We start from the raw sequence: 23,831 nt of genomic DNA, 5'->3' as shown, positions 1-23,831 counted from the left end.
TAATACGTTAAAAATCAAATAATAAAAGGAGGTGGCCTTATGGCATGGGATTCAGAAAAATGGTGTTCTAAAAACAGCTCATCCAAACTTCCGGAGACGATACTGGTTCCGTATAAATAATTCTGAACATAAAGAACATCCACAGATCTATGAAGTGATGATTTTATTTGAGTTTCTCCTGTTGAAGCAATAAAAAAGAGGTCTTTCCTGCCCGGAACGGACAGGTCACTTCCGGAAGAAGAGTTTTTGGAATATAGAATAGCCGCTGCTTTGATCTGCTCTGTTTTGATCTGCTCTCTTTTATCTGAAGATTTTACAGTTTTCGGTTTCTTATTCTGTCTGATTTTTATTTTCCTGTTTTCTTTAGAAATCAGGACTTGTTTTATTTTTATATTGGAATCTCCAATAAAAATAGTTGTACCCTTGGTTACGTATATTACGTTCTGTCCTAAGCCTTCTATTCGCTCATTATAAGATAGTGCATGGAATTTTGAAGAAACACTGATTAAAATAAGAATACACAGCGTAATCCACTTCCTTAAAGAAAGTATACCCGGCAGCACATCTATTTGCGTTTTTTTATTCATTATTCCTGTGTCAGGATATTATAAACTGCAGACATAAATAATACAGTTTATGAGATTTGATCGGTACAGTGACCAGACAACCCTCCTCTGACAGGCACAAAGATAATGCGCTAAAAACCGCTTTAAAAGGCATTCTATTACCATTTTCCTCAAAATGATAAAGTTCCCGGATGATTATTTCACCTTCTCTTCTTCAAGATGTTTTATAAATAGAGAAGGAGACATTGAAGTTACTTTTTTGAAAATAGTAGCAAATTTATTCTGGGAAGAAAAACCGGCTTCCTCTGCCAGAACTGCAATTTTATATTTCCTGTACTTTGGATTGATTTTCAATTTCTTTATCACATAATAAACTCTGAGCTCATTGATATAGTTATTGAAATCTTTCTTCTTATGGGTATTGATAATAAATGAAAGGTATTTTGTGTTGGTCTCAAAAAGTGAGGCCAGATAAGGAAGTGAAATATTATTATTGGTAAATATATCAGACCTTTCAAATTCGTATAGCTTAATCAGTATTTTTCTTTCTGTGGCAGTGGTCATTGTAACTGAATATTCCTGTTCTGTTCTTCTTTCGTTTTCTTCAATATCTTTTGAAAAAGATTCGGCTTCCTCAACCGGCTCTTTCTCAGATATTCTTTCTTTATTCACTTGTTTAAGGATTTCATTGAACCGCTGTAAGTTTTTTTTGTGTTTTATTCTTGTATAGAGCATAAATCCAACGATAATCAAGATGAGTAGCACAGCTCCAATAAAGATGATAACATCTTTTCTGAAACTGCCTTCCGATATTTCATTGTTCTGTTCATACAGCCGGGTGTAGGATTCGTTAATAAAAGCATTACTTTTTTCAGTGATTTTCTTGTTCACCGAATCCTTTTTTATGGCAACTTTTGTTAAGTTTCTGACATCATTTGTTTTCAGATAATATTGCTGGGCAGTATTGTATACCGCATTTTTCAGCTGAAGAAATCCTGATGTCCCGGAAATTTTTTCGGCCAGATCCAGATATTTTTTGGCATTTTTCAAATCGCCCTTCTCAATACATACCTGAGCAAGGCCATTGTAAATTAAACCGGTGATATGGCTTTCCGGAAGTTCTTTACTAAGCCCCATCGCTTTTTGATAATGGGTCAGGGCTTCATCCTGATTTTTCAGATAATAATAGTTAAGCCCCAGAAGCTGTTCATTGTTTGCAGAAAAGAAATCTGTTTTCTGACCGGATTCATTGAAATATTTTTGGGCTTTAAGAATATACTGATTCGATTTATGAAACTGCTCACGTTCCTGCTCATAATAGGCTAGCTCCTGCATAGCCATTCCTCTGGTCATATTGGCGACTTTCTTATTCTCTATCCTGTCGCAGAAATTAAAGGTTTTCAGGGAATATTTTTTAGACTGGCTATAAAGCTTCAAAAGACGATACTGGGTTGCTAAAAAGCCGGAAACCTTAGCCTTCCAAAGGTAGTCTTCAGAATCCTCGAGTAGTACTTCAGTTTTATGAGCATAACCGATAGATTTTTTGAGATCTCCTGACTGCTGATATAATGAAGCCAAAAGCATCAGGCTTTTTACCTGAAAGTATGGAGATGCAGATACAGTATACAATGAATCAGCCGTTTTCACAGCCTGACTAAAGTTTTTTTGAGAGGTTTCAAGATACGTTTTCGTATAAATTGTATTATACTTTAGGGTATCCTGAGCATTTACGGCTATATACAGCAGTAAAACAAAAGGTAGAAATAATTTATTCATCCAAGTGTACTAATATTCGGAAAATGACAGCTAAAACATAAATCCTACTTATTCCAAAAGCTTAATGACTCCGGAATAAAACATTAATCATTTTTCGGAAATGAAAAATTTAAAAATAAAAGAATTGGAAGGGCAGAAACGCCCGGGTTTGAATACATACCTGCTCATTAAACAGGTACAGTAGCTGATGTATCTTGTTTCATAATTTTTTTCTGGTTATAGGGTTGTGTTTATATTTTTTATTTCCACTTCTTACAATTGGAGTTATTCAGACATCCGTTCAGAAGTTTTTTTCGTTGACTCCTCTATTTAAAGGATTCAGCTGTGTTTTATCTTTTATTCTGATAAGCTCTTTTGTGATATCACAAAATTATATTTTCATATTTCCGGCATCCTTATCTAAAGCCGCATAAAAATGATAAAAAAGCGAACATCCTTATAACAGATCCCCGCTTTGTAAAAAAGCAAAGAGTAAACTCTGATCTGAGTCTCTTTGCTATTTTTTTTCATTTCATTGTTTTTTAGAATCGCAGCTCTTTATAAACTTGCAGTGCAAAAGTAGACTTCTATCTCCTACTAATAAACTGTATCATTTACCAAATTAAGGAACAAACAATAAAAAAAATCAATACAAATGGATGATTAGCAACAAATTATAAATATTGTTAAATTCACGATAATAATAAAAACAAACCCTGATAAAAAGCAAAACAGACCTTCAGAAGTTGATACTCTCTTTAAACCGGCCCTAGATTTTCTCTAAACTGGCTCGGAGTAAGTCCGGTGTTTGATTTAAAAAATTTCGTAAAATTGGTTACTTCATTAAATCCTAAACTATAGGCAACCTCACTTATATTATATTCTTTACACGCCAGGTTTCTTTTAATTTCCAGAACCATTCTTTCAGCCATCCATTTTTTAGGAGTGCTTTTTTCTATCTCAACAAATGCTTTTTCGAGAGTTCTTATACTTACATTAAGGTGGTCTGTAATATCCTGTATTGTATATTGTCTGCTTAACTTCTGGCTGACAAAAGATTTAAACTTAGAAACCAGAAGCTTATATGGATGGGTATCCAGAATATGGTCCTGCGGCTTATACAACTGATCTGCAATAAGCAGAATATTAAACAGATAATTGTTCAAAATACAGGTTTGCAGCTCACTGTAAGGTCTTGAAAGCTCTTCACTGATAAAATTAAAAAGAGACAACAATTCTTCAAAGCGGCTTTCTACACACACATACGGCATTTTCAAAGGATCGTTGAACAGATTTGTCAATCCAAAAAACTGGGTCTGAATATTATTTCTGCAGAGAAAATCTTCTGTAAAAATCAGCACCCTGCCCTTATAGGAAACAGGATCATGAAACTGAGCAATCTGATTTTGAGATAGAAACAGCATATGTTTTTCTTTAACATCAATGCAATTAAAGTCAACAGAATGTTTTCCCCGCCCTTCACAATAAAAATTAACGGCATAAAATGATATTTTATGAGGCTTTAAAAGTTGTTCAGGCCTGAGCACAAGCAGTTCCGAAATCTCTTTCGTATTGATAGACTTCTGGTTATTTTCTGCGTGTAAAAACGGTTCTATTGAAAATTCTTTCATCTCTGTGATTATGTTATGTTTAGAAATTTCTACACATAAACCGCTATAAATATAATATTTTTTCTAAAATAAAGTGTATTTAATAAATATTATAAATCATAATGCTTTATGAAAGCAGTCAATTTTTAATAATTTAAAACATCTGCTGGATATAATTATAACAAAAAAACCATATTTATAAAAAATATGGTTTAATAAACACAATTGATGAAAAAAAATATTTCTATAAACTTATTCGCAGACTGCGGTAAGAGGCAAGAAATAAAAATTAGAAACATAGAGTGGACTGTGAATTTCTATGAAATCTAAAAATTGGGTCAAAGATAATTCTTTATCCTTCCAATAGATTGATAGAAACCCGCAATAGAATGGTAAAAACACGAACGAACAGAACAGACTGTTCTGTTTTCTCAAACAGCAAGCCTCAATTTCATTTATTTTTATATATCTATTTACAATAAAACCATTATAAATTTCATCCTTATCATTATTTTCTGTTATCCACTTACCAATAAGCCATTTCACTCTAACTTTCTTCATCTGAAATCAGGTTATTTTAATACATTTGTTATAAAACATATTGTTTATGAATTTTGAGCAGATCCATTTACATCTTGATGCTTACAAAGAACATGACCAGATTCTGGATGCCGCCAAATATCTGATCCACTCTTTTAATCTGGAACATGAGAACTTTGCCGGATTTGGATTCAGGCAGGAGCTTTCACCAACCTCAATGCTTCTTACGGCAGAGGGAGTACTGGGGGGTCCGCAAACCGTTATGATTCCGCGGAATTTATTTGATTTTGACCTGAACCTTGTCCTCAATATGATCGCCCATGAAATGCTGCATGTTCGCCAGAAAGCACCCGGACAAGTAATAGAAGACAAAAATGAAAGAGAGTTTCAGGCGTACTATGAAATGCTTTTTCATACCGTTTTTCCTCAAATTCCGGATGTTTCAGACTTTCATAAGAAATTTTTCGGTGGAAAAGCCCTGGAATATTATAAAAGAATGGGTGAAAGCTCAGAACTACAGCAAAAATATGCAGAACAAAAAACAGAAGTTGAACATTTAATTAATACACTACCATGACCACAAAACCAGATATTACCTGGGCCGATTTTGAAAAAATAGACATCCGTTGCGGAACCATACTTTCAGTTAATGATTTTGAAAAAGCGAGGAATCCATCTTATCAGCTGGAAATAGACTTTGGGGATTTGGGAATCAGAAAATCATCAGCACAAATTACATCACTTTATCAAAAAGAAGAATTAATAGGCAAACAGATTTTAGCCGTTGTTAATTTCCCTAAAAAACAAATTGCCAACTTTTTTAGTGAATGCCTTGTTTTGGGATTGTATGGGGAAGACAAAAAAGATGTTACCCTTCTAAGCCCTTCCCTGCCTACAAAAAACGGAATGCAGGTGGGATAATCAATAAAAAACACCTATGATACAGAATATACCATTAGAAAGAATTTTATTTCTTGATATCGAAACGGTTCCTCAGGCAGGATCCTGGAATGAATTATCTGAAACCGAGCAGCATCTCTGGGACAAAAAAACCAAATTTCAGAGAAAAGACGATATTTCAGCTGCTGAATTTTATGAAAGAGCCGGTATTATGGCCGAATTCGGGAAGATCATCTGCATTACCATAGGAATGCTTGAAAAAAATGAAACCCTGAAAATAAAAAGTTTCTCCGGACATGATGAAAAGAAAATGTTGCAGGAATTCGGGGAAATCTTCAACAGCCCAAGGCTTCGTGACGTGATCCTTTGTGCCCATAACGGAAAGGAATTTGATTTCCCCTGGATTGCAAGACGGTTTCTGATCAACGGTATGCAGCCTCCTGTCCCCTTCCAGATGTTTGGGAAAAAGCCATGGGAAATTCCGCATATTGATACCATGGAACTTTGGAAATTTGGGGATTATAAAAGTTTTGTGTCTCTGGAATTACTGGCTCATGTCTTTGGTATTCCCACTCCTAAAGACGATATAGACGGCTCAATGGTTTCATCAATTTACTACATAGAAAAAGACTTGCAGCGAATAGTGGACTATTGTGAAAAAGATGTCTTAACTTTGGCAAATATTTTCCGGCGCATGCGTCAGGAAGATTTGTTGAAAAGGAATATCAATCTAGATTAAAAAATGAAATTTACTGACGATCAAATTGCTGACATTGGTGAGGAAATCATCAAAGTACTGAAATCCGTATATGACCCTGAAATTCCGGTGGATATTTACGAATTAGGACTGGTGTATGATGTACAGATCTCTGATGACGCTGACGTAAAAATTATAATGACCCTTACCACTCCAAACTGCCCCGTTGCTGAAACTCTGCCACAGGAAGTAAAGGATAAGGTTGCAGAAGTAGAACACGTGAAAAGCGTTGATCTGGAGCTTACTTTCGAGCCCAGCTGGAACAAAGATATGATGAGCGAAGAAGCCAAGTTTGAATTGGGAATGCTTTAAATCTAAGGCAGAGGTTTAACTGTCTTTTACAGATCACTCAAATTCTCTCCCAACCTTCGACTTTCATTAAAATAATAAAACCTCAGAAATAAATCTGAGGTTTTTTGTTTTTCTAAATATCTTTTGCAATTTCTTTCCCTTCTCTACGGCTCCATTCGCTCCAGGAACCTACATAAAGATCAGGAATATTGAATCCTGCATAGTTCAGTGCTAAAATGGTATGACATGCAGTAACCCCTGATCCACAGTGAATAATCAGATGCTCGGGTTTACCTTGTAATAATTGTGAATATTTTTCTTTTAAGACTTCTGGCTTCAGGAAACTCCCAGTTTCATCAAGGTTTTCCGAAAAAGGAATATTGATAGCTCCCGGAATATGCCCTGCCACCAGATCAATAGGCTCTGACTCTCCTCTGTAACGGTATGCATCCCGTACATCAATAACGACAGATGAATTATTTCTCAGCCCATTTTCAACATCTTCAAGGCTTACAACAGGCAAAATCCAATGATCTTTTTCAGTTAATAGAGCTTTGTCAAAAGTTTCCTCTCCTGAAGAAAATTCAATTCCGTTTTGTTCTGCAGCCTGCATTCCTCCGTCAAGAACCTGTACATTTTCAAATCCGAATGCTTTTAACATCCACCACGCCCTCGCAGCAGCATTAGCCCCGTTTTTATCATCATAAATAACAATACGGGAGTCTTCGGATATTCCAAGATCAACAAGAGTCTCTGCAAACCTTTCAACAGCCGGAAGCGGATGTCTTCCACCAAACGCAGCATCTTCACCTATTTCAGCAAGATCGTTATCCAGGTCTATAAAACGGGCTCCTTCAATATGTTTTTCAAGATAGTTCTGACGCATATCTTTTCCAGCTCTGGCATCAAGAATGATGAGGTTTTCTGCTGAAATATTTTTTAATTCGGATGATGAGATTATTGGAGACATCTTGTTTATTTTGGTGTTAATTCTAATTAAAGTAAAGCGGGCTAAAGCCCGCTTCTATTAATATTTTATAAACCTTACAGATCAAACGGATACGTATGCTTGCTAAATCTGTTAAAGTTTTTATCTAAAAATGAAAAATATCCTTTGCTTTATTGTATGAGCTTTCGAAATTCAGCAGATTCAGATTATGATCTACTTTTTCAACACTCATAAAATTGATCACCTGTTCTGTAGGCATATTGCCCACAAGATCATCTTTTGCCATCGGACACCCTCCTATTCCTTTGATTGCACTGTCGAATCTTCGGCAGCCTTTATCGTAAGCCGCTTTTAATTTGGAGTAAGAATCTTCATATCGGTTATGGAAATGTCCTCCAAAATTAATTTCCGGATATTGGGAAGGAATTTTCTCAAATAAAAGAGCTATCGTTTCCGGAGTTGCAACTCCTGTTGTATCAGACAGTAAAACATCTTTAACTCCTATTTCTGAAAATCTTTTCGCCCAGAAATCTACGTCTTCCCACTTCCACATTTCGCCGTACGGATTTCCAAAAGCCATGGAAAAGTAGATATTCAGCTGCTTTCCTTCATTTTTAGTCAGCTCCAGCATTTTAATGATTTCCTCAAAAGCTTCTTCCTGACTTTTATTGGTATTTCTGTGCTGAAACGTTTCCGAAATAGAAAACGGAAAACCTAAAATATCCACAGAAGGATGTTTTAAAGCTTTTTCTGCCCCTCTGTAATTTCCGATAATAGCAGAAACTTTGGTATTGGATAATGATTTATCAATATTTTCAGCAACCTCATAAGAATCAGCCATCTGAGGAATTGCTTTTGGAGACACAAAGCTCAGACAGTCCAATACATCAAAACCAACTTCCATCAAAGAGTTGATATAATCTATTTTTTTGTTGGTAGGGATAAATTCTCCCCATCCCTGCATGGCATCTCTAGGACATTCGGTAAGAAACATTGTACTTTTTGATTTTCTCAAATATAATAAAACTAAATAATTTGATATACACGGCATACAAATCTAAGATTATTTTGATTTTCAACAGCTTACTTCCAATTTATAATTTCAATACTTTATATTTCTTTACAAATAAATTATCCCGGGTATAATATTTCCGGTTATTTCCAGATAAAGAGTACATCAGATCTATTCAACATTAGTATTTAAAAAAGAAATTTTAATAAAAATTTAGTTTTTAAATATTTTAATTATTCTTTATGATTTTGTGATCACTAGAGATCAAATTTTGTGAAAAAATTAAAAATATAAAACAAATGATCTTACTCGCCTAAATTCCATTTTGAAATAACTATACTTTTATATATTTTATTAAAAAAACAGTCTATTATCAGATAAAAATGATATAAATTTGTTAAAAAAAACACACATTAGACGAGATATGAACAATTATGACGATAAAGAGCAGAAAAAAATCATTCTAGGGTATAAACTGATGAAAAAGTTGAAGCCTGTTGCAGAGGTGCTGAGCTTGGTTTTGTTACTGCTGGTGTTATTTTTATTATTAAAAACCTTTATAAAGGGTTCATAAAGAGAGCTTAATAAACTAATTTTCCGGAAAATATCCGAACGCAACATTAGACCGTATTCTTCAATATAGTCTATCTGAATTTATATACAGGCATTCGTGCAAATTATGAACAAATTACATTGTATATTTGTTCAAATTTATGATATCTGATGAGTACAATAGAATTTAGCCCATTGTGGAAAGAGAAATTACTGAACCGTTTTCTCAGCTATGTAAAAATATATTCAACCAGTGATGCTGAAAGTGAAACAACACCTTCAACAGCAAGACAGTGGGATATTGCAAAATATATTACTGAAGAACTGAGAACAATTGGTTTAGAAAATGTCTCAATAGATGACAACGGCTATATCATGGGCTATGTGCCTTCTAACCTTGAAAATGATGACAGACCTACAATCGGGTTTATTTCACATTATGATACCTCGCCTGATTTCAGCGGGGAAAATGTAAACCCTCAGGTTTGGAAAAATTATGACGGAAACGATCTTCTTTTAAACCAGGCTACAGGATTTACCCTGTCTTCTTCAAAATTTGAAAGTTTAAAAAAATATATTGGCCAGACCCTCATTACAACAGACGGAAATACTCTTCTGGGAGCAGATGATAAAGCAGGATGTGCAGAAATTGTAACTGCAGCAGAGTATCTGATCGCCCACCCGGAGATCAAGCACGGAAGAATTGCCGTAGGATTTACGCCTGATGAAGAGATCGGAAGAGGAGCACACAAGTTTGATGTTGCCAAATTCGGTGCGGAATGGGCTTACACGATGGATGGCGGAGAAGTAGGTGAACTGGAGTATGAAAACTTTAATGCAGCAGGTGCTGTAGTAAAAATCCATGGTCTCAGTGTTCACCCGGGATATGCTTATGGAAAAATGGTGAATGCTGCCCTTTTAGCCGCTGAATTTGCCCAAATGCTTCCTGCCGGAGAAACCCCAGCTACCACTAAAGGTTTTGATGGGTTCTATCATTTAATGGACATCAATGCTGATATTTCTGAAGCTAAACTTCAATATATCATCCGTGACCATGATGCTGATAAATTTGAAGGCAGAAAGAAATTCATGGAGGAAAAAATCGCTGAATTCAACCAGAAACATGGTGAAGGAACTGCTGAAGTGGAAATTAAGGAACAATACAGAAACATGAAACAGCAGTTTGAAGGCAAAATGCATATTGTAGATCTTGCAGCCAAAGCGATGAAAGACGCTGGTATTGAGCCTAAAATTAAAGCGATCAGAGGAGGTACTGACGGTGCTCAATTATCATACATGGGTCTTCCATGTCCGAATATTTTTGCAGGAGGAATTAATTTCCATGGTCCTTATGAATATGTTGCTCTGGAAAGTATGGAAAAAGCAACGGAAGTCATCATTAACATTGTAAAAGCTTAGTTTTGATGAAAAGATTCTCAGTGTTCTTATTCATGTTAATCTTTGCTGTCAGCCATGCACAGGTTTCTGCCTTCCTGAAAGCAGACTCTCGGTATGACAGGAAGGTAAAGGCTCTGTACAAAAAATACCCCAAGCCTAATGATGAAAGAACCAAGCAGGAATGGCTTCTTACGGAAGAGAAAATTTCCGCCTATGAAAACGCTTTAGAGAAGATTTCTGAGGAAGAAAAGAAGAAAATAACGGACGCTCCACCTCCTTTTGCACAAAAGGTAACTAAGGAAGCCGAATATGAAACAGGAAAAGCCGCTTTTCAAAAACTCTTAAATGAGGCTGTAGATTTATCTTTTCTGAATTATCCGGCTGGCTCTTATAAAGCAACCTTAAGATTTGCTGTAGATGCTAAAGGAAACGTCTTCCAACCTAAAGTAAAAGGGAATAATGAAGATGTGAATACTTTTGTTGAAGCCGCTTTTTACAAGATCAAAGATAAAGGAAAATGGAAACCTGCTGAAGAAAACGGAAAACCGGTAATGTCAGCCGTTGTCCTTCCTTTAAATCTAAACCTTAAACAATAAAATATACAACCCGCTGAATGTACAGCGGGTTTATTTTTTTTCTATATTTACCTGATCACCAATCATTAACAAAAACTTTTTTATTATGAAAACAATGAAAAAACTTTTAAGAAAGGACCTTATTCTGATTCTTGGAAACGGCGGAGGAGGCTGTCATATGAACGGAGATTCTGCCTATTGCTGGTCTGACTGTGAGTGCACTTTTGGAAAGGCCTGTGAAATGGCTGATGACGGAAATCCCGGAACCTGTGTATCTGTTGGCGGCGGAAATCCCGGTGGAGGTGGCGGAGGTTGTGAGCCTATACAAATCTGTGAAGAGCAGCCTTATTAAAAAAATCAACCGGAAGAATATTCATCCGGTTTTTTTATGCTCTATTTATGGCAAACTTTCCTTTTAGTCTCTTCCGGTCGTTAAATAAAAGCTTTTTTACCTGTAAGGGAACGCCAGCCGAACCATACGGCAATCAGGGCAATTCCTGCCCGCATCACCACCATGGGGATAATAGAATCCGATTCTAAAAATCCTGCTAATCCAGACAGCAGGAAAGTAACCATCAGCTGCATAAATCCCATCACAGCAGCAGCCGTTCCCCTACCTTCTTTAAAAGGAGACAGCGCATGGGCAGAAGTAATGGGAAACAGAATTCCTATAGCCAGCAATGACAGATACAGCATCCCGATTTCTAAAGCAACCGAAAGATCTCCAGCTGCAATAAGGATATGAAGACAGCAAACAGACAATAATACAACAGTAGCCATAAACAAAAGCTTAGTGTCTTTTATCCTTTTAACCAGCTTTGGAGTAAGGTATGCTGCCGTAATTAAAGCCAAAGAATTAAACCCGAATATCAAGCTGAATACTCCACTGGAGAAACCGTGAAGTTTCATAAATAAAAAAGGGGCATTGGAGATATAAATGATCAGGGAAGCAAAGGCAATACTCCCGATCATGGTATTATTGATAAAATCCTTATTGGAAAGAATGAATTTCAACTGCTCTTTTAAACTCTTTTCATTTTCTATCTGATCCTGGATTTCTATTTTGGAATTGGTTTCAGGAATATATCTGATCACCATAAACAAAGTAATCATTCCCAATATACCCAAGAAAGCAAACGAACTGTTCCAACCCCAGAATTTAAGAAATACACTTCCCAGCAACGGAGCAACAATCGGAGCAATTCCGCTGATCTGAGACTGCTGTGAAAAAATAGCGACCGACTTTTGTTTGTCATACAGATCGATCACAATAGCCCTGCCGATCACAATACCGGCACTTCCTCCAAAAGCCTGCAGAAAACGCATCACCCATAAAACATAAATATTAGCCGTGAAAAATATAGCAGCTGTTCCGGCAATGAAAAGCAGAAGTCCGCAGTACAGCATGGGTTTCCTTCCTGTTTTATCAGACAAAGGGCCCCAAAGCAATTGCCCAAAGGCAAATCCGGCAAAAAATACGGAAATTGAAATCTGAATATGCCCGATATCTGTTTTAAAAATTTGGGCCATACTTGGGAAAGCTGGCAGATAAAGGTCTATACTAAGGGATTCCAACGTGTTGAGCAGTGCCAGAATAAACACTACCAGATTCAAATTCTTCATAAAAAGCAATAAGCCTTCACAGGCGGTTTTCTGTCTGCAAAATTGATTGAAAAACCAAGACCTTTCAATAAAAGAACTGAAGGAAGACCAGCACAAACTGAAGATTTACCATTACACCCACACCTTTATTCTACCTTTTAAGCTAAAATAAAAGGAACATTCTGAAGATCAATGATCCCCTTGTTTAAATCCCTCAGGATTCTGCCCTGTCTGTTTTTTAAAAAACCGGGAAAAGTAAGAAGCATCACTGAACCCCAGTTTAAAAGCAATTTCTTTAACCGTCAAAGCCCCAAAGCTAAGTTCTCTTTTAGCCTCAAGCAAAAGCCGCTGATTAACCATTTTCTTTACGGTTGTACCTCTTGAAAGACGGACAATATCATTAAGATGATGAGGACTTATCTTTATTTCATCTGCGTAAAAACGGGTATCTTTATGAACAATATAATGTTCTTCTATCAGGCTGATCAACTCCTGAATACGCTGCTTTTCCTTAGCTAACGGATTCTGTACATTCATCTGCTCCGTAATGATAATACAAAATGCTTTCAGATAGGTTTTCAGCAGATCAATTCGTGAAGCACCATCATATTCCTGTTTTATGAGTGAAATGATACTGCTACAGGCTTTTTCACTTTGATTATCTAAAGAAAAAGGAACCGTTCCTCCGGTAAGTACAGGCTCAATAGCACATGCTTCTTTAAATATTTCCCTCGACACCGCAAGCACATACCCCTTTTCACCGCGCAGTTTCATATTAAATACCTGCCCCGGAGCAATAATGCAGACCTGACCATGGCGAAGAATATGTCTTTCAAAATCCAGTTCAAGAAAGCTGTTTTCCTTAATTTCACCGAACCAGATGATCTCAAAGAAATTATGACGGTGAACATCATTAAAATTCTCCGGATGTCCTGTTTCCAGGGTACTGAACTGAAATTCTTCGGAAGTCAGATGATGGACAGGGATTTCTTTTTCTGGTAAATTCATAGATACAGCTGTTCATAAACAAAAACCACAGCAAAAAAGTGCTGCGGTTTTCTACAATATTCAAATTAAATATAATTTTATTGATTTTGCTGGCTGCCTAAAAAAGCATCCCAGCCCTGGGCCGTAAGAGCAACTAACTGATTAGATCCTCTTGCTACCATAAAGTTTCCGTCTTCTTTTTCCACCGCATGACCAATAATAGTAAAATCAGGATGATTTTTAATTTTATCAAAATCATTTGGAGAGATAGTGAATAGCAGCTCATAATCTTCACCTCCGCTTAATGCTGTCATTACCGGGTTTAAATTCATTTCATCAGCTGTAGAGATGGTAAGACTGTCCAGAGGAATCTTCTCTTCATACAGTCTGAATCCTACTTTAGACTGATCGGAAAGGTGAAGGATTTCAGAAGCCAGACCGTCCGAAATGTCAATCATAGAAGTTGGTTTAATACCCAGTTCTTCCAGAATTTGTTTAACATCTGTTCTTGCCTCTGGTTTCAACTGTCTTTCCAGGATATAGTCATACCCTTCCATTTCCGGCTGCATATCAGGATTGGCCAGATAAACGGCATGCTCTCTTTCAAGAATCTGAAGTCCCATATACGCTCCGCCTAAATCACCTGTAACCACAAGAAGATCATTTGGTTTTGCTCCGCTTCTTTTGACAATATTTTCTTCATTTTCAATTCCAACTGCAGTAATGCTCATCACCAGCCCTGAATTGGAACTTGTAGTATCACCTCCAATCAGATCAACCTTGTATCTTGCACAGGCTGCCTGAATTCCGGCATAGATCTCTTCCAGTGCTTCTACCGGAAAACGGCTTGAAACAGCAAGGGAAACCAGAATCTGTGTAGGAACGGCATTCATTGCGGCAATATCGCTGAGGTTTACCACCACCGCTTTATATCCTAAATGCTTTAAAGGTACATAACCCAGGTTAAAATGTACGCCTTCTGCCAGAACATCGGTCGTAAGGATTACTCTTTTATTTTCAGGATTAATAACTGCGGCATCATCTCCCACACCAAGCTCCGAAGATTCATTGGTAAGCGGAAAATGCTCTGTCAAATGCTTAATAAGACCAAATTCTCCCAGCTTTGAGATGGGTGTTAATTCCTCTGATTTATCTTCAAACATATTTTCTTGTATTAATGTTCAGTGTAAAAAGTATTAATAATTGCAAATCAATTCGGAACTATTAAACTCGGAACTTGAACGTTGAATTATTTAGTAAATTCTGCCGGATCAATATTATGCGGATGGAAAGGAAACTTTTTGAAATCTTCTTTGCTCAGCACTACGGTTTCCGGGGTTTTATATTTATTCATTGCTTCCACCACATCATCCGGCGGTGTCGTCATTTTTCTCAGCATCATATCAATCCATACGCCTGTAGCCTCAGCGGTTGCACAGTGTGCACCATCCGGAGTATAGAATTTGTGAACGAAACGGTAGATGGCTGAATCATCAGAACATCCGTCAATTTCTACGCTTACAATGACCGTCTGATCAGCATAAATTTCTTTGAAAAATGAATACCTTTCGTGCAGGATCACCGGTCCGATTCCCCATCTGCTTAACTGGGTAACCCCCATTTTTTCTTTGGTCATAAAAGCCATTCTGGCCTGGGCACAGTACTGAACGTATGATGAATTAGCCAGGTGCTTGTTTGCATCAAGATCACTCCAGCGTACTTCGAATGTATGGTAGAAAATCATGTAAAAGTCGTTTTTAGTATGATTAAATTATAATCTTCAAAAATACTCAAATAAGATGGTTTATAAAAATTGTACTTTTGGAAAAATAATCTTCAGCATAAGATTACCTATACATGAAAAAGATCATCATTATCGGAGGCGGTGCAGCAGGGTTTTTCTGTGCATCGAATCTTGACGAAAAGAAATATCACATTACGATTCTAGAGCAGAATTCAGACGTTCTGCAAAAGGTAAAGATCTCCGGAGGCGGGAGATGTAACGTTACGCATGCCTGTTTTGATCCCAGAGAACTGGTTCAGTTCTATCCGAGAGGGAATAAAGAATTATTAAGCGTTTTTACTAAATTTCAACCCGGAGATACCATGGAATGGTTTGATCAGCGCAATGTTCCGCTGAAAATTGAAAATGACAACAGAACTTTTCCTGAAAGCAATTCTTCCCAGACGATCATCAATACTTTCCTGAATGAAATCCAGAAGAAAAATATTGAAGTAAAAACAAAATGCACGGTAAAAGAAATTGAAAAACAGGATGAAAAGTATCTCATAAAGACCAATTCCGGAGATTTTGAAGCAGATTATGTAGTTTACACTACCGGAAGTTCACCAAAATCATTGAAAATTGTTGAAAACCTGGGGCACAAGATCGTTCCCCTCGTTCCTTCCCTTTTTACTTTCAATATTAAAGATGAACTTTTAAAAGATCTTCCGGGAACCAGTTTTGAAAATGCCGGCATCTCAATTCCTCAACTGAAAACAGATGAAAGCGGACCATTGCTGATTACGCACTGGGGACTTTCCGGGCCTGCAGTTCTGAAGATTTCTGCATGGGAAGCCATTAGTCTTGCAAAATTGAAGTATAACTTTGAAATTGAGGTCAATTTTGTCTCCATAGCCATAGATGATGCAGAAGAAATTTTCCAGGACTTTAAACAAAATAACCCTAAAAAGTCTATCGGACAATCTAAAATCTTTGATATTACCAACAGATTCTGGCAAAAAATCCTGGATATTTCAAAAATAGACCTCAACAAACAGGTGGCTAATATTTCAGGAAAGGAAATGCAGAAAATACTGGAAAATCTTTGTAAAAAGAAATTTCCGGTGACCGGAAAATCTACTTTTAAAGATGAATTTGTAACCGCCGGAGGCGTTGATTTAAAGGAAATTAACTTTAAAAACATGGCTTCAAAATTGCTCCCGAATTTTTATATTGCAGGTGAGGTCCTGAACATCGATGCGGTAACGGGAGGGTTTAATTTTCAAGCCTGCTGGAGTGAGGGGTGGCTGATTGCACAGGATTTAAATACCTTATAACGATGAAAAAATTGTCATTATTATTATTTCTGATCGGATTTAATTTTGTCTTTGCACAGATACAGACAACAGAAACCTCTCCTCCTCAGGGTTCTCTCGGGAAGGGCCAGAAAAGCTATCAATCAGCTGAATACCCCGGAGGAATAAGTAAGCTACGGGTAGACATTAGTGAAAAGATCAATTTAAAGCGATTAAAAGGGCTAAAAGGGCGTTTTTATTCGCAAGCAAAATTTTCGGTTAATACTGAGGGCGAAATAGAAAATATAGTAGTAACCGGGGAGAATATTGATTTCAATAACGAAGTAGAAAGAGCCATAAATCACTGAAATCCAAATGGAAACCGGCAGAAAGTAACGGAATGCTTGTCTCTGCCCAATATACAGTTCCTTTACACTTGACTACTGAATAAAGAAATGGACGTGTCGTAAAGGCTTTAAAAACAAAATGGAAACCAGCAACTAAAAATGGGCAGCCGGTTAAATCAACATATAAAATTCCTATGACTTTAAATCATTTATAAGCTTAACGGATTAAAATGCTATTGGTCAAAAAAAATATTTCTAAATGCTTTAAAATCCTTTTACTCATTGGATTTGGATATTTCTTTTCGCTGATGCTGAAGATCACAATGGAATACATTCCTTTGGATCCTAATGTGAGTTTCTTAATGATCAAGCAGACTGAAGTTCACGAAAGACCAGAGTATCTTCCTTTTTTCTATACTCATGTTTATACCAGTATTTTTGTGCTGCTTTCCGGGTTTCTTGCTATTCTCAGGAAGAATTTCGGGGTAAAGAATTTTCATCGTACTGCCGGAAAAGTCTATCTTTTTCTGATTCTGATCTGTGCTGCCCCTTCCGGAATTTATATGGGAATTTTTGCGAATGGCGGTATTTTATCAAAGATCTCATTTGTTGTTTTAGGTGCACTGTGGTGGTTTACGACTTATAAAGCTTATCAGCTGGCAAGGCAGAAACGGTTCGCGGAACACAAGCATTGGATGTGGCGGAGTTTTACTCTTACTTTATCAGCCGTCACCCTACGAATATGGAAAGTTATTATCGTATATTTATTCCACCCGAATCCTATGGATGTTTACCAGATCATTGCATGGCTCGGCTGGATCCCTAATATCCTTTTAATTGAATACTTAATCTCAAAAAAACATATATGAAAATCTTACATTACACTCTTGTCTCTTTGCTGGCCGTTTCTTTGGTAAGCTGCAAAAAAGATGGCAAAACTGATGGGAAAACAAAGGATTCCCTGACGGCAAAAAGAGACTCTGCCGTTATTCCCGAAGTTCACAAAGAATACTACGGAATCTACACCGGAGAATTTGCCGGAATGGAAAAAATGACTGATGACGATGGATCTGAATTCGACGGAACTGTTTACAAAAGAATCTCTCTGAAAATCAATAGGATTACAGCAGACAGTGTATACGGACAAAGCATCGTTAATGGAAACCAGCGCCCGATACGAGGTATTTTCAATGAAACCTCAAAGTCTTTCGTTCTGGATGAGCCCGGAAACGATAAAACAGACGGCAGATTTGAAGTAAAACTGGCTGGCGACAGCATGACTGGTAAATGGAATGCTTTCAATAAAAAAGCAGTAAAAGCCCCTTTAAAAACAATTAAATTAGCGAAGAAAGAATTTGTTTACAACCCGAATTTCATGCTTGATCCGGACTCCAATCTTGTAGACTGGAGCAACCCTAAAGATTTTGTAGAAAAATATACAGACAGTGACGGCAAAACGGAAAGCTATACCATATCCAAAAACAGAGTAGCATCTGAGGCCGTCTTTACCCTGAATGCTTCCAAACAGAAACTAGCTGAAAAAGATATCAAAAACCTACGCAAACTGGATCTTGAGATCATTAAAAATTCTGTGTTTGCCAGACATGGTTACTCTTTCAAAAAAGAAACCTACAGAAACTTTTTTGAGCAGACTGACTGGTATATTCCTGTTTCCGGCAATGTAGATAAAGACCTTTCTCCTATGGAAAAAGAGAATGTAGCCCTTCTCAATCGATTTATCAAATATGCTGAAGACAAATATGACAGTTTTGGAAGATAATTTTAACGGCATGAAAAAATACCTGATATTTATGATAATGTTCTGGGCCATTTCAACTTTTGCCCAGATTACTCCGCCGCCTATTGACCCGTCTCCTAAACCGCAGGATACGTTAGCCAATTTTAAAAATCCGGAGTTCCCTGGCGGGCACAGAGCTTTTGTGCAGCAGTTTTTGAAAAACTTCCGCACCTCTATTCCTGCCAAGGAGAATATAAAAACCGCCAAGGTAATTGCTACATTTATAGTAGAGCCAGACGGCAGCATGAGCCAGTTTGCGATAGAATCATCTGAAAACGAGCTTGTAAAAAATGAATTCTTAAGAGCGCTGAAAATGGTAACCACCAAATGGGTTCCCGCAGAAAAAGACGGGGTGAAAGTGAAGGCAAAGATGAGACAACCTCTTGTTTTTGTTCTTGAATAGACAAAAAGGAAGCTGGAAAAGGGAGGATGGAAGTTAAAACCAGTCCTGATGCTTCATACATTCCTGATCTGGAGAACTTCCGCCTTTTTTAGTACAATCTATATTGAACTAATCTCATCTGTTTTTTGAGGCTTATATTTTACAAATAGGTACAGAATCAAGCCTCCTGCTGCATAGCACAGAATATCAATCCATGAAAATGAATTACCTATTATAATATACATCAGGCTTCCAGGACGGAAGCCTAGTTTTTCCGCGATCTTAAAATACTGGGCAAATTCTACCAGACAGGAAAAGATAAGGATTCCGAAAATCAGTTTTTCATTATTTACCCTGATAAAACTTTTTACCAGTGTATACAGAAGTATTACCACAATAACATCTCCAAGATAGGCTCTTACAAAGAATATACCTGCCAGTTTTGTCGCGATGAGAATTTCTATCAGGAAGAGAAATAGGGTCAGAAGAAAGTATTTCAGATTGAATTTAAAGTTCATGGTTAGATTTTTGGGGTCATTAAAATTTTTAGCCATAAAAAATCGGTACTCTTAAGAATACCGATCTATAGCAAACCGTAAGGCAAATATATTTATTTCTTTACTTTTATGGTGCACCCGATAGCGACTGTTTTCTGCATTTTTACAGTTCCCTCTTTCAGCAGTGTAGTCACAGCATCCTGTACATAGTATTCTGAAACATCATTCGGGTTATCATAATTATTGTCAATAGCCCCTATATATTTCACAATATTTTTCCCTTCTTCTTTCTTCAGCACAAAAACATGCGGGGTCTTGGTGGCTCCATACTGTGGATAGATTTTCTGTCCTTCATCCACCAGATAAGGAAAGGTGAATCCTTTCTGCTTGGCCCGGACAATCATTTCTTTATAGCCATCTTCCGGCTGTACATTGGGATCGTTAGGATTGATCGCAATTACCGGATATCCCTGATTTTTAAACTTTTCATCAAGTTCAATAATCCGGTCTTCATATTTTTTAGCGTACGGACAATGATTACAGGTGAAAATGACAATAAATCCTTTAGCGCTTTTAAAATCGCTTAGAGAAACCATTTTCCCGTCAACATTTTTCAGTTTAAAATCGGTTGCTTCGTCCCCTACCTCATAGCCTTTCACAGCAGAAGAAGCATTAACTTGCACAGGATTATTATCGTTATGATTGACCGCGGTGAAGCTTAGCAGCCCTAATCCTGCGATACATGCTGTTAGTAGAATTTTTAAATTTTTCATATTCTATTTTTATTGCAAATTGTCGTTAATTGTTTTTTCCAGCTCTTCCCTGCTCATTTCTCCATCATTGAAATATACTTTTTCCCCGTTTTTATAGAATAGGGTAACGGGAATATTTCCGTCCCAGTTTTTTTCAAACCTGGGAATCCATGTATTCATTCTTTTAATGTCATCCAGAAGAATCACCTCAGCAGTCAGGTTTTTATTTTTTATGAATTTCATTACCCTTTCTTTGTCAGCCAGCCTGTCAAGGGAAATCAGAATCATTTTAAATTTCGGATTCCCTGAGTTTTTGTTATTGATTTCCATAAAATGAGGAAGCTCTTTAACACAAGGAGCACAGGTGGTAGACCAGAAATTAACGACCAGCAGTTGATCATTTTCCTGCTGAATACGCTTTTCCAGTTCTTCATATTTCATTACTTTCAGGTCAGATTGCTGGGCTTTAAATACCGTGAAACTGAGAAAGATAAATAATAGTGTTATCCAATTCTTCATATTCAAAAATAACAAATTAATTCATTGGCCTGAAGTAAATCTTTACAATAGCCCGTTTTTTTACTTTATTACTATTCAGAAGACTGTATTTATTTCTTACACAATAATATTTTAATCACTCCGTTTTGAATTATACACAACCCAATCTAAATAATATGAAAAAATCAAGCATTCAAAAAAGAAAACTCACTAAAAGCGAGCTGAAAGAGATTAACGGAGGAGCCGGAGCATGCGCAGAAGGTTTATGCAAACTCAGAGGTGTAAGTCATTTTCTGATTATCGGGCCGAAAGGTAAAGACGGATACTGCTGTTAGTCTTATTCTCTGAAATAAAAAATGATTGGATTAACCTCCAATCATTTTTTTTATCGAATTCAGTTTCATTAAAGCTTCAATAGGTGTCAGCGTGTTGATATCTATTTTGGTAAGCTCTTCTCTGATATTTTCCAGGACCGGGTCATCCAGCTGGAAGAAAGAAAGCTGCATATTCTCTTCCGTTACCCGTTTGATGCTTTCCGAGGTATTTCCACCTTGAGTACGGCTCGCTTCAAGCGTTTTCAGGATCTCATTAGCCCTGTTGACTACTTTCGCAGGCATTCCGGCCAGTTTTGCCACATGAATACCAAAGCTGTGTTCACTTCCGCCCGGAATCAGTTTTCTTAAAAAGATGATATTCCCTTTATTTTCCTGGATAGAAACGTGGAAATTTTTAACACGGTCAAAATTTACCGTCATCTCGTTCAGTTCATGATAGTGTGTCGCGAACAGAGTCTTGGCCTGGCTTGGATGCAGGTGAAGATATTCTGCAATAGCCCATGCGATAGAAACCCCGTCATAGGTAGAGGTTCCTCTTCCTATCTCATCCAGAAGAATAAGGCTTCTTTCGGAAATATTGTTCAGGATATTGGCTGCTTCATTCATTTCTACCATGAATGTAGATTCTCCGGCAGAAATATTATCAGTGGCTCCTACTCTTGTAAAAATCTTGTCCAGCATTCCGATCTCTGCATGTTTGGCAGGCACAAAGCTCCCGATCTGCGCCAGAAGACATACAATTGCGGTCTGACGGAGGATCGCTGATTTACCGGCCATGTTCGGGCCTGTAACCATAATGATCTGCTGAGAATCTTTATCTAAAAAGATATCGTTCGGAATATATTTTTCCCCTAAAGGAAGGGCATTTTCAATAATCGGGTGCCTTGCTTCTTTAAGGTCTATTGCAAAACCGTCATTCAGAACAGGCTTGGTATAGCTCTCAGAAACAGCAAGCTCAGAAAGACCTGCAGCCACATCAAGCTGGGCAATAATATTGGAGTTCCCTTGGATCTGATCAATATAGATCATCGTTTCTGAACATACATTTCTGTACAGCTCATTCTCAAGAACTCCTATTTTTTCTTCAGCTCCCAGAATCTGGTTTTCATATTCTTTCAGCTCCTCGGTAATGTATCGCTCCGCATTCACAAGGGTTTGTTTTCTTACCCATTCACCCGGAACTTTATCTTTGTGCGTATTTCTTACTTCAATAAAATAGCCGAAAACATTGTTGAAATCAATTTTCAAACTCGAAATTCCCGTTCTTTCAATCTCTCTTTGGCACATTTCATCCAGAAAACCTCTTCCTTTACTTTGAAGGCCTCTCAGGCGGTCCAATTCTTCAGAAACACCTTCTTTAATGATATTTCCTTTTGAAATATTCACCGGAAGTTCTTCGTTGAGGCGGCTTTGTAAAAGTTTAATCAGTTCCTCCAGATCAAACAACGGTTCCAACCACGCCAATACATCAGCATGCGGATGAAGCAGTCCTTTTATTGTATGAATATTGATCAAACTCTGACGCAGATATCCCAGTTCTTTCGGAGATATTTTCTCTGCAGCCAGTTTTCCCATCAGACGGTCAAGGTCTGAAATAGATTTCAACAGCTGACAAATTTCATATTTAAGGCTGTCATTTTCGTTTAAAAAGTCGATCAGGGAAAGCCTTCTCATGATCTCTTCCACCGATTTTAAAGGAAGGATAATTCTTCTTCTCAACAACCTTCCTCCCATTGGAGTAGACGTTTTATCAATGATATCCAGAAGAGACTTCCCCTGAGGGTTGCTTGGATAAACAATTTCCAGATTTCTCAGGGTAAAACTGTCCATCATCAGGTAATCTTCCTGTGGAATGGTTTGCAATTTCGTAATATGGGCGAGCAGATTATGATGGGTATCTTCTACCAGATAAGCAAAAATAGCTCCTGCAGCTGTAATGGCCAGCGGAAGATTTTCTACCCCGAATCCCTTTAAAGAATTGGTCTTAAAATGAGAAGTTAGTTTTTCATAGGCAAAATTATACTGGAAAGCCCAGTCTTCAAGCTTAAAAGCACTTTTATTTTTCAGCTGTTCCGGCATCTGCATACTTCTCTGATAAATGATCTCACTTGGATCAAAAGTATTAACGATATGCAGAAGCTTGTCTAAATTTCCTTCGCTTACCAGAAATTCTCCGGTAGAAACATCTACCAAAGCGATTCCGTATTTTTCCTTTTCTTTATGCAGGGCAAGAAGAAAATTATTCTTTTTTGAATTCAGTACCTGATCATTAAAAGTAACCCCCGGTGTTACCAATTCTGTAACGCCTCTTTTTACAATTCCTTTCACCATTTTAGGGTCTTCCAGCTGATCACAGATGGCCACCCTCATTCCTGCTCTTACCAATTTGGGAAGATATGAGTCTACTGAATGGTGTGGAAATCCGGCCAATTCTATACTTCCATCTCCGTTTGCTCTTTTGGTAAGAACAATGCCCAGGATTTGGGATGTTTTCACGGCATCCTGCCCGAAAGTTTCATAAAAGTCCCCTACTCTGAACAGCAGAAGTGCATCAGGGTATTTTGCCTTGATGGTATTATACTGCGTCATTAGCGGGGTTTCCTTCTTCGTTTTTGCCATAATAAAAAATGAGGTCCAAATTTAAAAAAATAAATTCACGCTTTGTAATTTGTTCAGAAATTAATCGCCATCCGGAGATATTGTTTGATAC

26 protein-coding genes are annotated in these 23,831 nt (G+C 37.2%); 13 read left to right on the top strand and 13 right to left on the bottom strand.

What is annotated here, in order from left to right; all coding sequences use genetic code 11:
* Positions 1-14: 14 nt before the first annotated feature.
* From FW768_RS15775 to FW768_RS15765, 3 genes are all read right to left on the bottom strand, one after another.
* Positions 15-587 (bottom strand): hypothetical protein, encoded by a 573-nt coding sequence (locus FW768_RS15775; RefSeq protein ID WP_153397023.1) that lies wholly within the window; start codon positions 585-587, stop codon positions 15-17.
* A 174-nt stretch (positions 588-761) separates the two neighbouring features.
* The gene (locus tag FW768_RS15770) at positions 762-2,342 is read right to left on the bottom strand and encodes a tetratricopeptide repeat protein (RefSeq protein WP_153397020.1); all 1,581 of its coding nucleotides are present in this window, start codon (positions 2,340-2,342) and stop codon (positions 762-764) included.
* Between the two features lie 737 nt (positions 2,343-3,079).
* Positions 3,080-3,952, bottom strand: a complete 873-nt coding sequence (locus FW768_RS15765) for a helix-turn-helix domain-containing protein (protein WP_153397017.1) — start codon at positions 3,950-3,952, stop codon at positions 3,080-3,082.
* Positions 3,953-4,538: 586 nt separating this feature from the next.
* Between FW768_RS15765 and FW768_RS15760 the strand changes: the two genes are divergently transcribed.
* From FW768_RS15760 to FW768_RS15745, 4 genes are read left to right on the top strand one after another with little or no spacing between them, the layout of a single operon-like run.
* The gene (locus tag FW768_RS15760) at positions 4,539-5,048 is read left to right on the top strand and encodes a hypothetical protein (RefSeq protein WP_153397015.1); all 510 of its coding nucleotides are present in this window, start codon (positions 4,539-4,541) and stop codon (positions 5,046-5,048) included.
* Positions 5,045-5,392 (top strand): tRNA-binding protein, encoded by a 348-nt coding sequence (locus tag FW768_RS15755; protein WP_153397013.1) that lies wholly within the window; start codon positions 5,045-5,047, stop codon positions 5,390-5,392. Before FW768_RS15760 ends, FW768_RS15755 begins: the two co-directional genes overlap by 4 nt.
* A gap of 16 nt (positions 5,393-5,408) precedes the next feature.
* A complete protein-coding gene (locus FW768_RS15750; RefSeq protein ID WP_153397011.1) occupies positions 5,409-6,110 on the top strand; it encodes a 3'-5' exonuclease in 702 nt (233 codons plus the stop codon).
* A gap of 3 nt (positions 6,111-6,113) precedes the next feature.
* A complete protein-coding gene (locus FW768_RS15745) occupies positions 6,114-6,440 on the top strand; it encodes an SUF system Fe-S cluster assembly protein (protein ID WP_062698447.1) in 327 nt (108 codons plus the stop codon).
* A gap of 112 nt (positions 6,441-6,552) precedes the next feature.
* Here the strand turns inward: FW768_RS15745 and FW768_RS15740 are convergent, their stop codons facing one another.
* The gene (locus FW768_RS15740; RefSeq protein ID WP_153397009.1) at positions 6,553-7,389 is read right to left on the bottom strand and encodes a sulfurtransferase; all 837 of its coding nucleotides are present in this window, start codon (positions 7,387-7,389) and stop codon (positions 6,553-6,555) included.
* A gap of 124 nt (positions 7,390-7,513) precedes the next feature.
* Entirely contained in the window at positions 7,514-8,362 is an 849-nt protein-coding gene (locus tag FW768_RS15735; RefSeq protein WP_153397007.1) for a hydroxymethylglutaryl-CoA lyase, read from the bottom strand.
* 741 nt (positions 8,363-9,103) lie between these two features.
* On the opposite strand from FW768_RS15735, the gene pepT reads away from it, so the two are divergent.
* The 3 genes from pepT (at position 9,104) to FW768_RS15720 (ending at position 11,257) form a co-directional block, all read left to right on the top strand.
* Complete coding sequence (pepT, locus tag FW768_RS15730) at positions 9,104-10,351, top strand: peptidase T (protein WP_153397005.1); 1,248 nt, start codon at positions 9,104-9,106, stop codon at positions 10,349-10,351.
* A gap of 5 nt (positions 10,352-10,356) precedes the next feature.
* Positions 10,357-10,926, top strand: a complete 570-nt coding sequence (locus tag FW768_RS15725; protein WP_153397003.1) for an energy transducer TonB — start codon at positions 10,357-10,359, stop codon at positions 10,924-10,926.
* 85 nt (positions 10,927-11,011) lie between these two features.
* Positions 11,012-11,257 (top strand): hypothetical protein, encoded by a 246-nt coding sequence (locus FW768_RS15720; protein ID WP_153397001.1) that lies wholly within the window; start codon positions 11,012-11,014, stop codon positions 11,255-11,257.
* 80 nt (positions 11,258-11,337) lie between these two features.
* Here the strand turns inward: FW768_RS15720 and FW768_RS15715 are convergent, their stop codons facing one another.
* The 4 genes from FW768_RS15715 to FW768_RS15700 form a co-directional block, all read right to left on the bottom strand.
* Positions 11,338-12,528, bottom strand: a complete 1,191-nt coding sequence (locus FW768_RS15715; RefSeq protein WP_153396999.1) for a multidrug effflux MFS transporter — start codon at positions 12,526-12,528, stop codon at positions 11,338-11,340.
* Between the two features lie 168 nt (positions 12,529-12,696).
* A complete protein-coding gene (locus FW768_RS15710) occupies positions 12,697-13,515 on the bottom strand; it encodes an AraC family transcriptional regulator (protein ID WP_153396997.1) in 819 nt (272 codons plus the stop codon).
* Between the two features lie 77 nt (positions 13,516-13,592).
* Entirely contained in the window at positions 13,593-14,657 is a 1,065-nt protein-coding gene (gene thiL / locus FW768_RS15705) for a thiamine-phosphate kinase (protein ID WP_153396995.1), read from the bottom strand.
* 86 nt (positions 14,658-14,743) lie between these two features.
* Positions 14,744-15,238 (bottom strand): acyl-CoA thioesterase, encoded by a 495-nt coding sequence (locus FW768_RS15700; RefSeq protein ID WP_153396993.1) that lies wholly within the window; start codon positions 15,236-15,238, stop codon positions 14,744-14,746.
* 113 nt (positions 15,239-15,351) lie between these two features.
* Here FW768_RS15700 and FW768_RS15695 point away from each other — a divergent pair, with 113 nt between their 5' ends.
* The 5 genes from FW768_RS15695 (at position 15,352) to FW768_RS15675 (ending at position 19,060) form a co-directional block, all read left to right on the top strand.
* On the top strand, positions 15,352-16,554 hold the full coding sequence (locus FW768_RS15695) for a BaiN/RdsA family NAD(P)/FAD-dependent oxidoreductase (RefSeq protein ID WP_153396991.1): 1,203 nt from the start codon (positions 15,352-15,354) through the stop codon (positions 16,552-16,554).
* Positions 16,555-16,556: 2 nt separating this feature from the next.
* The gene (locus FW768_RS15690; protein ID WP_153396989.1) at positions 16,557-16,880 is read left to right on the top strand and encodes a hypothetical protein; all 324 of its coding nucleotides are present in this window, start codon (positions 16,557-16,559) and stop codon (positions 16,878-16,880) included.
* Positions 16,881-17,089: 209 nt separating this feature from the next.
* Positions 17,090-17,728 carry a DUF2306 domain-containing protein gene (locus tag FW768_RS15685; protein WP_153396988.1) on the top strand — a complete coding sequence of 213 codons (639 nt, stop codon included), beginning with the start codon at positions 17,090-17,092 and terminating at the stop codon, positions 17,726-17,728.
* Complete coding sequence (locus FW768_RS15680; RefSeq protein ID WP_185151988.1) at positions 17,725-18,639, top strand: YARHG domain-containing protein; 915 nt, start codon at positions 17,725-17,727, stop codon at positions 18,637-18,639. Before FW768_RS15685 ends, FW768_RS15680 begins: the two co-directional genes overlap by 4 nt.
* 31 nt (positions 18,640-18,670) lie before the next feature.
* Positions 18,671-19,060 (top strand): energy transducer TonB, encoded by a 390-nt coding sequence (locus FW768_RS15675; protein WP_185151987.1) that lies wholly within the window; start codon positions 18,671-18,673, stop codon positions 19,058-19,060.
* A 98-nt stretch (positions 19,061-19,158) separates the two neighbouring features.
* On the opposite strand, the gene FW768_RS15670 is transcribed toward FW768_RS15675, so the two are convergent.
* From FW768_RS15670 to FW768_RS15660, 3 genes are all read right to left on the bottom strand, one after another.
* Positions 19,159-19,557 carry a ribosomal maturation YjgA family protein gene (locus FW768_RS15670; RefSeq protein WP_153396984.1) on the bottom strand — a complete coding sequence of 133 codons (399 nt, stop codon included), beginning with the start codon at positions 19,555-19,557 and terminating at the stop codon, positions 19,159-19,161.
* Positions 19,558-19,649: 92 nt separating this feature from the next.
* Positions 19,650-20,309, bottom strand: coding sequence for a thioredoxin family protein (locus FW768_RS15665; protein WP_153396982.1), 660 nt, complete (start codon positions 20,307-20,309; stop codon positions 19,650-19,652).
* Positions 20,310-20,318: 9 nt separating this feature from the next.
* On the bottom strand, positions 20,319-20,807 hold the full coding sequence (locus FW768_RS15660) for a TlpA disulfide reductase family protein (RefSeq protein WP_153396980.1): 489 nt from the start codon (positions 20,805-20,807) through the stop codon (positions 20,319-20,321).
* 155 nt (positions 20,808-20,962) lie between these two features.
* Here FW768_RS15660 and FW768_RS15655 point away from each other — a divergent pair, with 155 nt between their 5' ends.
* Positions 20,963-21,121, top strand: coding sequence for a hypothetical protein (locus tag FW768_RS15655; protein WP_153396978.1), 159 nt, complete (start codon positions 20,963-20,965; stop codon positions 21,119-21,121).
* 30 nt (positions 21,122-21,151) lie between these two features.
* Here the strand turns inward: FW768_RS15655 and mutS are convergent, their stop codons facing one another.
* The gene (mutS, locus tag FW768_RS15650) at positions 21,152-23,740 is read right to left on the bottom strand and encodes a DNA mismatch repair protein MutS (RefSeq protein ID WP_153396976.1); all 2,589 of its coding nucleotides are present in this window, start codon (positions 23,738-23,740) and stop codon (positions 21,152-21,154) included.
* Positions 23,741-23,831: the final 91 nt, after the last annotated feature.

Origin of the sequence: Chryseobacterium vaccae (assembly GCF_009602705.1) — a bacterium.
Classification (GTDB): Bacteria; Bacteroidota; Bacteroidia; order Flavobacteriales; family Weeksellaceae; genus Chryseobacterium; species Chryseobacterium vaccae.
Note: the sequence above shows the minus strand (reverse complement) of the source record. Positions and strands in the feature narration are given on the sequence as shown.

Excerpts from the sequence above, each read along its gene's own strand:
- FW768_RS15775 (WP_153397023.1), bottom strand. The coding sequence starts at position 587 with ATGAATAAAAAAACGCAAATAGATGTGCTGCCGGGTATACTTTCTTTA.
- FW768_RS15765 (WP_153397017.1), bottom strand. The coding sequence starts at position 3,952 with ATGAAAGAATTTTCAATAGAACCGTTTTTACACGCAGAAAATAACCAG.
- FW768_RS15725 (WP_153397003.1), top strand. The coding sequence starts at position 10,357 with ATGAAAAGATTCTCAGTGTTCTTATTCATGTTAATCTTTGCTGTCAGC.
- FW768_RS15715 (WP_153396999.1), bottom strand. The coding sequence starts at position 12,528 with ATGAAGAATTTGAATCTGGTAGTGTTTATTCTGGCACTGCTCAACACG.
- FW768_RS15665 (WP_153396982.1), bottom strand. The coding sequence starts at position 20,309 with ATGAAAAATTTAAAAATTCTACTAACAGCATGTATCGCAGGATTAGGG.
- FW768_RS15750 (WP_153397011.1), top strand. The coding sequence starts at position 5,409 with ATGATACAGAATATACCATTAGAAAGAATTTTATTTCTTGATATCGAA.
- FW768_RS15685 (WP_153396988.1), top strand. The coding sequence starts at position 17,090 with ATGCTATTGGTCAAAAAAAATATTTCTAAATGCTTTAAAATCCTTTTA.
- thiL (WP_153396995.1), bottom strand. The coding sequence starts at position 14,657 with ATGTTTGAAGATAAATCAGAGGAATTAACACCCATCTCAAAGCTGGGA.
- FW768_RS15760 (WP_153397015.1), top strand. The coding sequence starts at position 4,539 with ATGAATTTTGAGCAGATCCATTTACATCTTGATGCTTACAAAGAACAT.
- mutS (WP_153396976.1), bottom strand. The coding sequence starts at position 23,740 with ATGGCAAAAACGAAGAAGGAAACCCCGCTAATGACGCAGTATAATACC.
- FW768_RS15735 (WP_153397007.1), bottom strand. The coding sequence starts at position 8,362 with ATGTTTCTTACCGAATGTCCTAGAGATGCCATGCAGGGATGGGGAGAA.
- FW768_RS15680 (WP_185151988.1), top strand. The coding sequence starts at position 17,725 with ATGAAAATCTTACATTACACTCTTGTCTCTTTGCTGGCCGTTTCTTTG.
- FW768_RS15755 (WP_153397013.1), top strand. The coding sequence starts at position 5,045 with ATGACCACAAAACCAGATATTACCTGGGCCGATTTTGAAAAAATAGAC.
- FW768_RS15660 (WP_153396980.1), bottom strand. The coding sequence starts at position 20,807 with ATGAAGAATTGGATAACACTATTATTTATCTTTCTCAGTTTCACGGTA.
- FW768_RS15720 (WP_153397001.1), top strand. The coding sequence starts at position 11,012 with ATGAAAACAATGAAAAAACTTTTAAGAAAGGACCTTATTCTGATTCTT.
- FW768_RS15700 (WP_153396993.1), bottom strand. The coding sequence starts at position 15,238 with ATGATTTTCTACCATACATTCGAAGTACGCTGGAGTGATCTTGATGCA.
- pepT (WP_153397005.1), top strand. The coding sequence starts at position 9,104 with ATGAGTACAATAGAATTTAGCCCATTGTGGAAAGAGAAATTACTGAAC.
- FW768_RS15670 (WP_153396984.1), bottom strand. The coding sequence starts at position 19,557 with ATGAACTTTAAATTCAATCTGAAATACTTTCTTCTGACCCTATTTCTC.
- FW768_RS15770 (WP_153397020.1), bottom strand. The coding sequence starts at position 2,342 with ATGAATAAATTATTTCTACCTTTTGTTTTACTGCTGTATATAGCCGTA.
- FW768_RS15690 (WP_153396989.1), top strand. The coding sequence starts at position 16,557 with ATGAAAAAATTGTCATTATTATTATTTCTGATCGGATTTAATTTTGTC.
- FW768_RS15655 (WP_153396978.1), top strand. The coding sequence starts at position 20,963 with ATGAAAAAATCAAGCATTCAAAAAAGAAAACTCACTAAAAGCGAGCTG.
- FW768_RS15710 (WP_153396997.1), bottom strand. The coding sequence starts at position 13,515 with ATGAATTTACCAGAAAAAGAAATCCCTGTCCATCATCTGACTTCCGAA.
- FW768_RS15675 (WP_185151987.1), top strand. The coding sequence starts at position 18,671 with ATGATAATGTTCTGGGCCATTTCAACTTTTGCCCAGATTACTCCGCCG.
- FW768_RS15695 (WP_153396991.1), top strand. The coding sequence starts at position 15,352 with ATGAAAAAGATCATCATTATCGGAGGCGGTGCAGCAGGGTTTTTCTGT.
- FW768_RS15740 (WP_153397009.1), bottom strand. The coding sequence starts at position 7,389 with ATGTCTCCAATAATCTCATCATCCGAATTAAAAAATATTTCAGCAGAA.
- FW768_RS15745 (WP_062698447.1), top strand. The coding sequence starts at position 6,114 with ATGAAATTTACTGACGATCAAATTGCTGACATTGGTGAGGAAATCATC.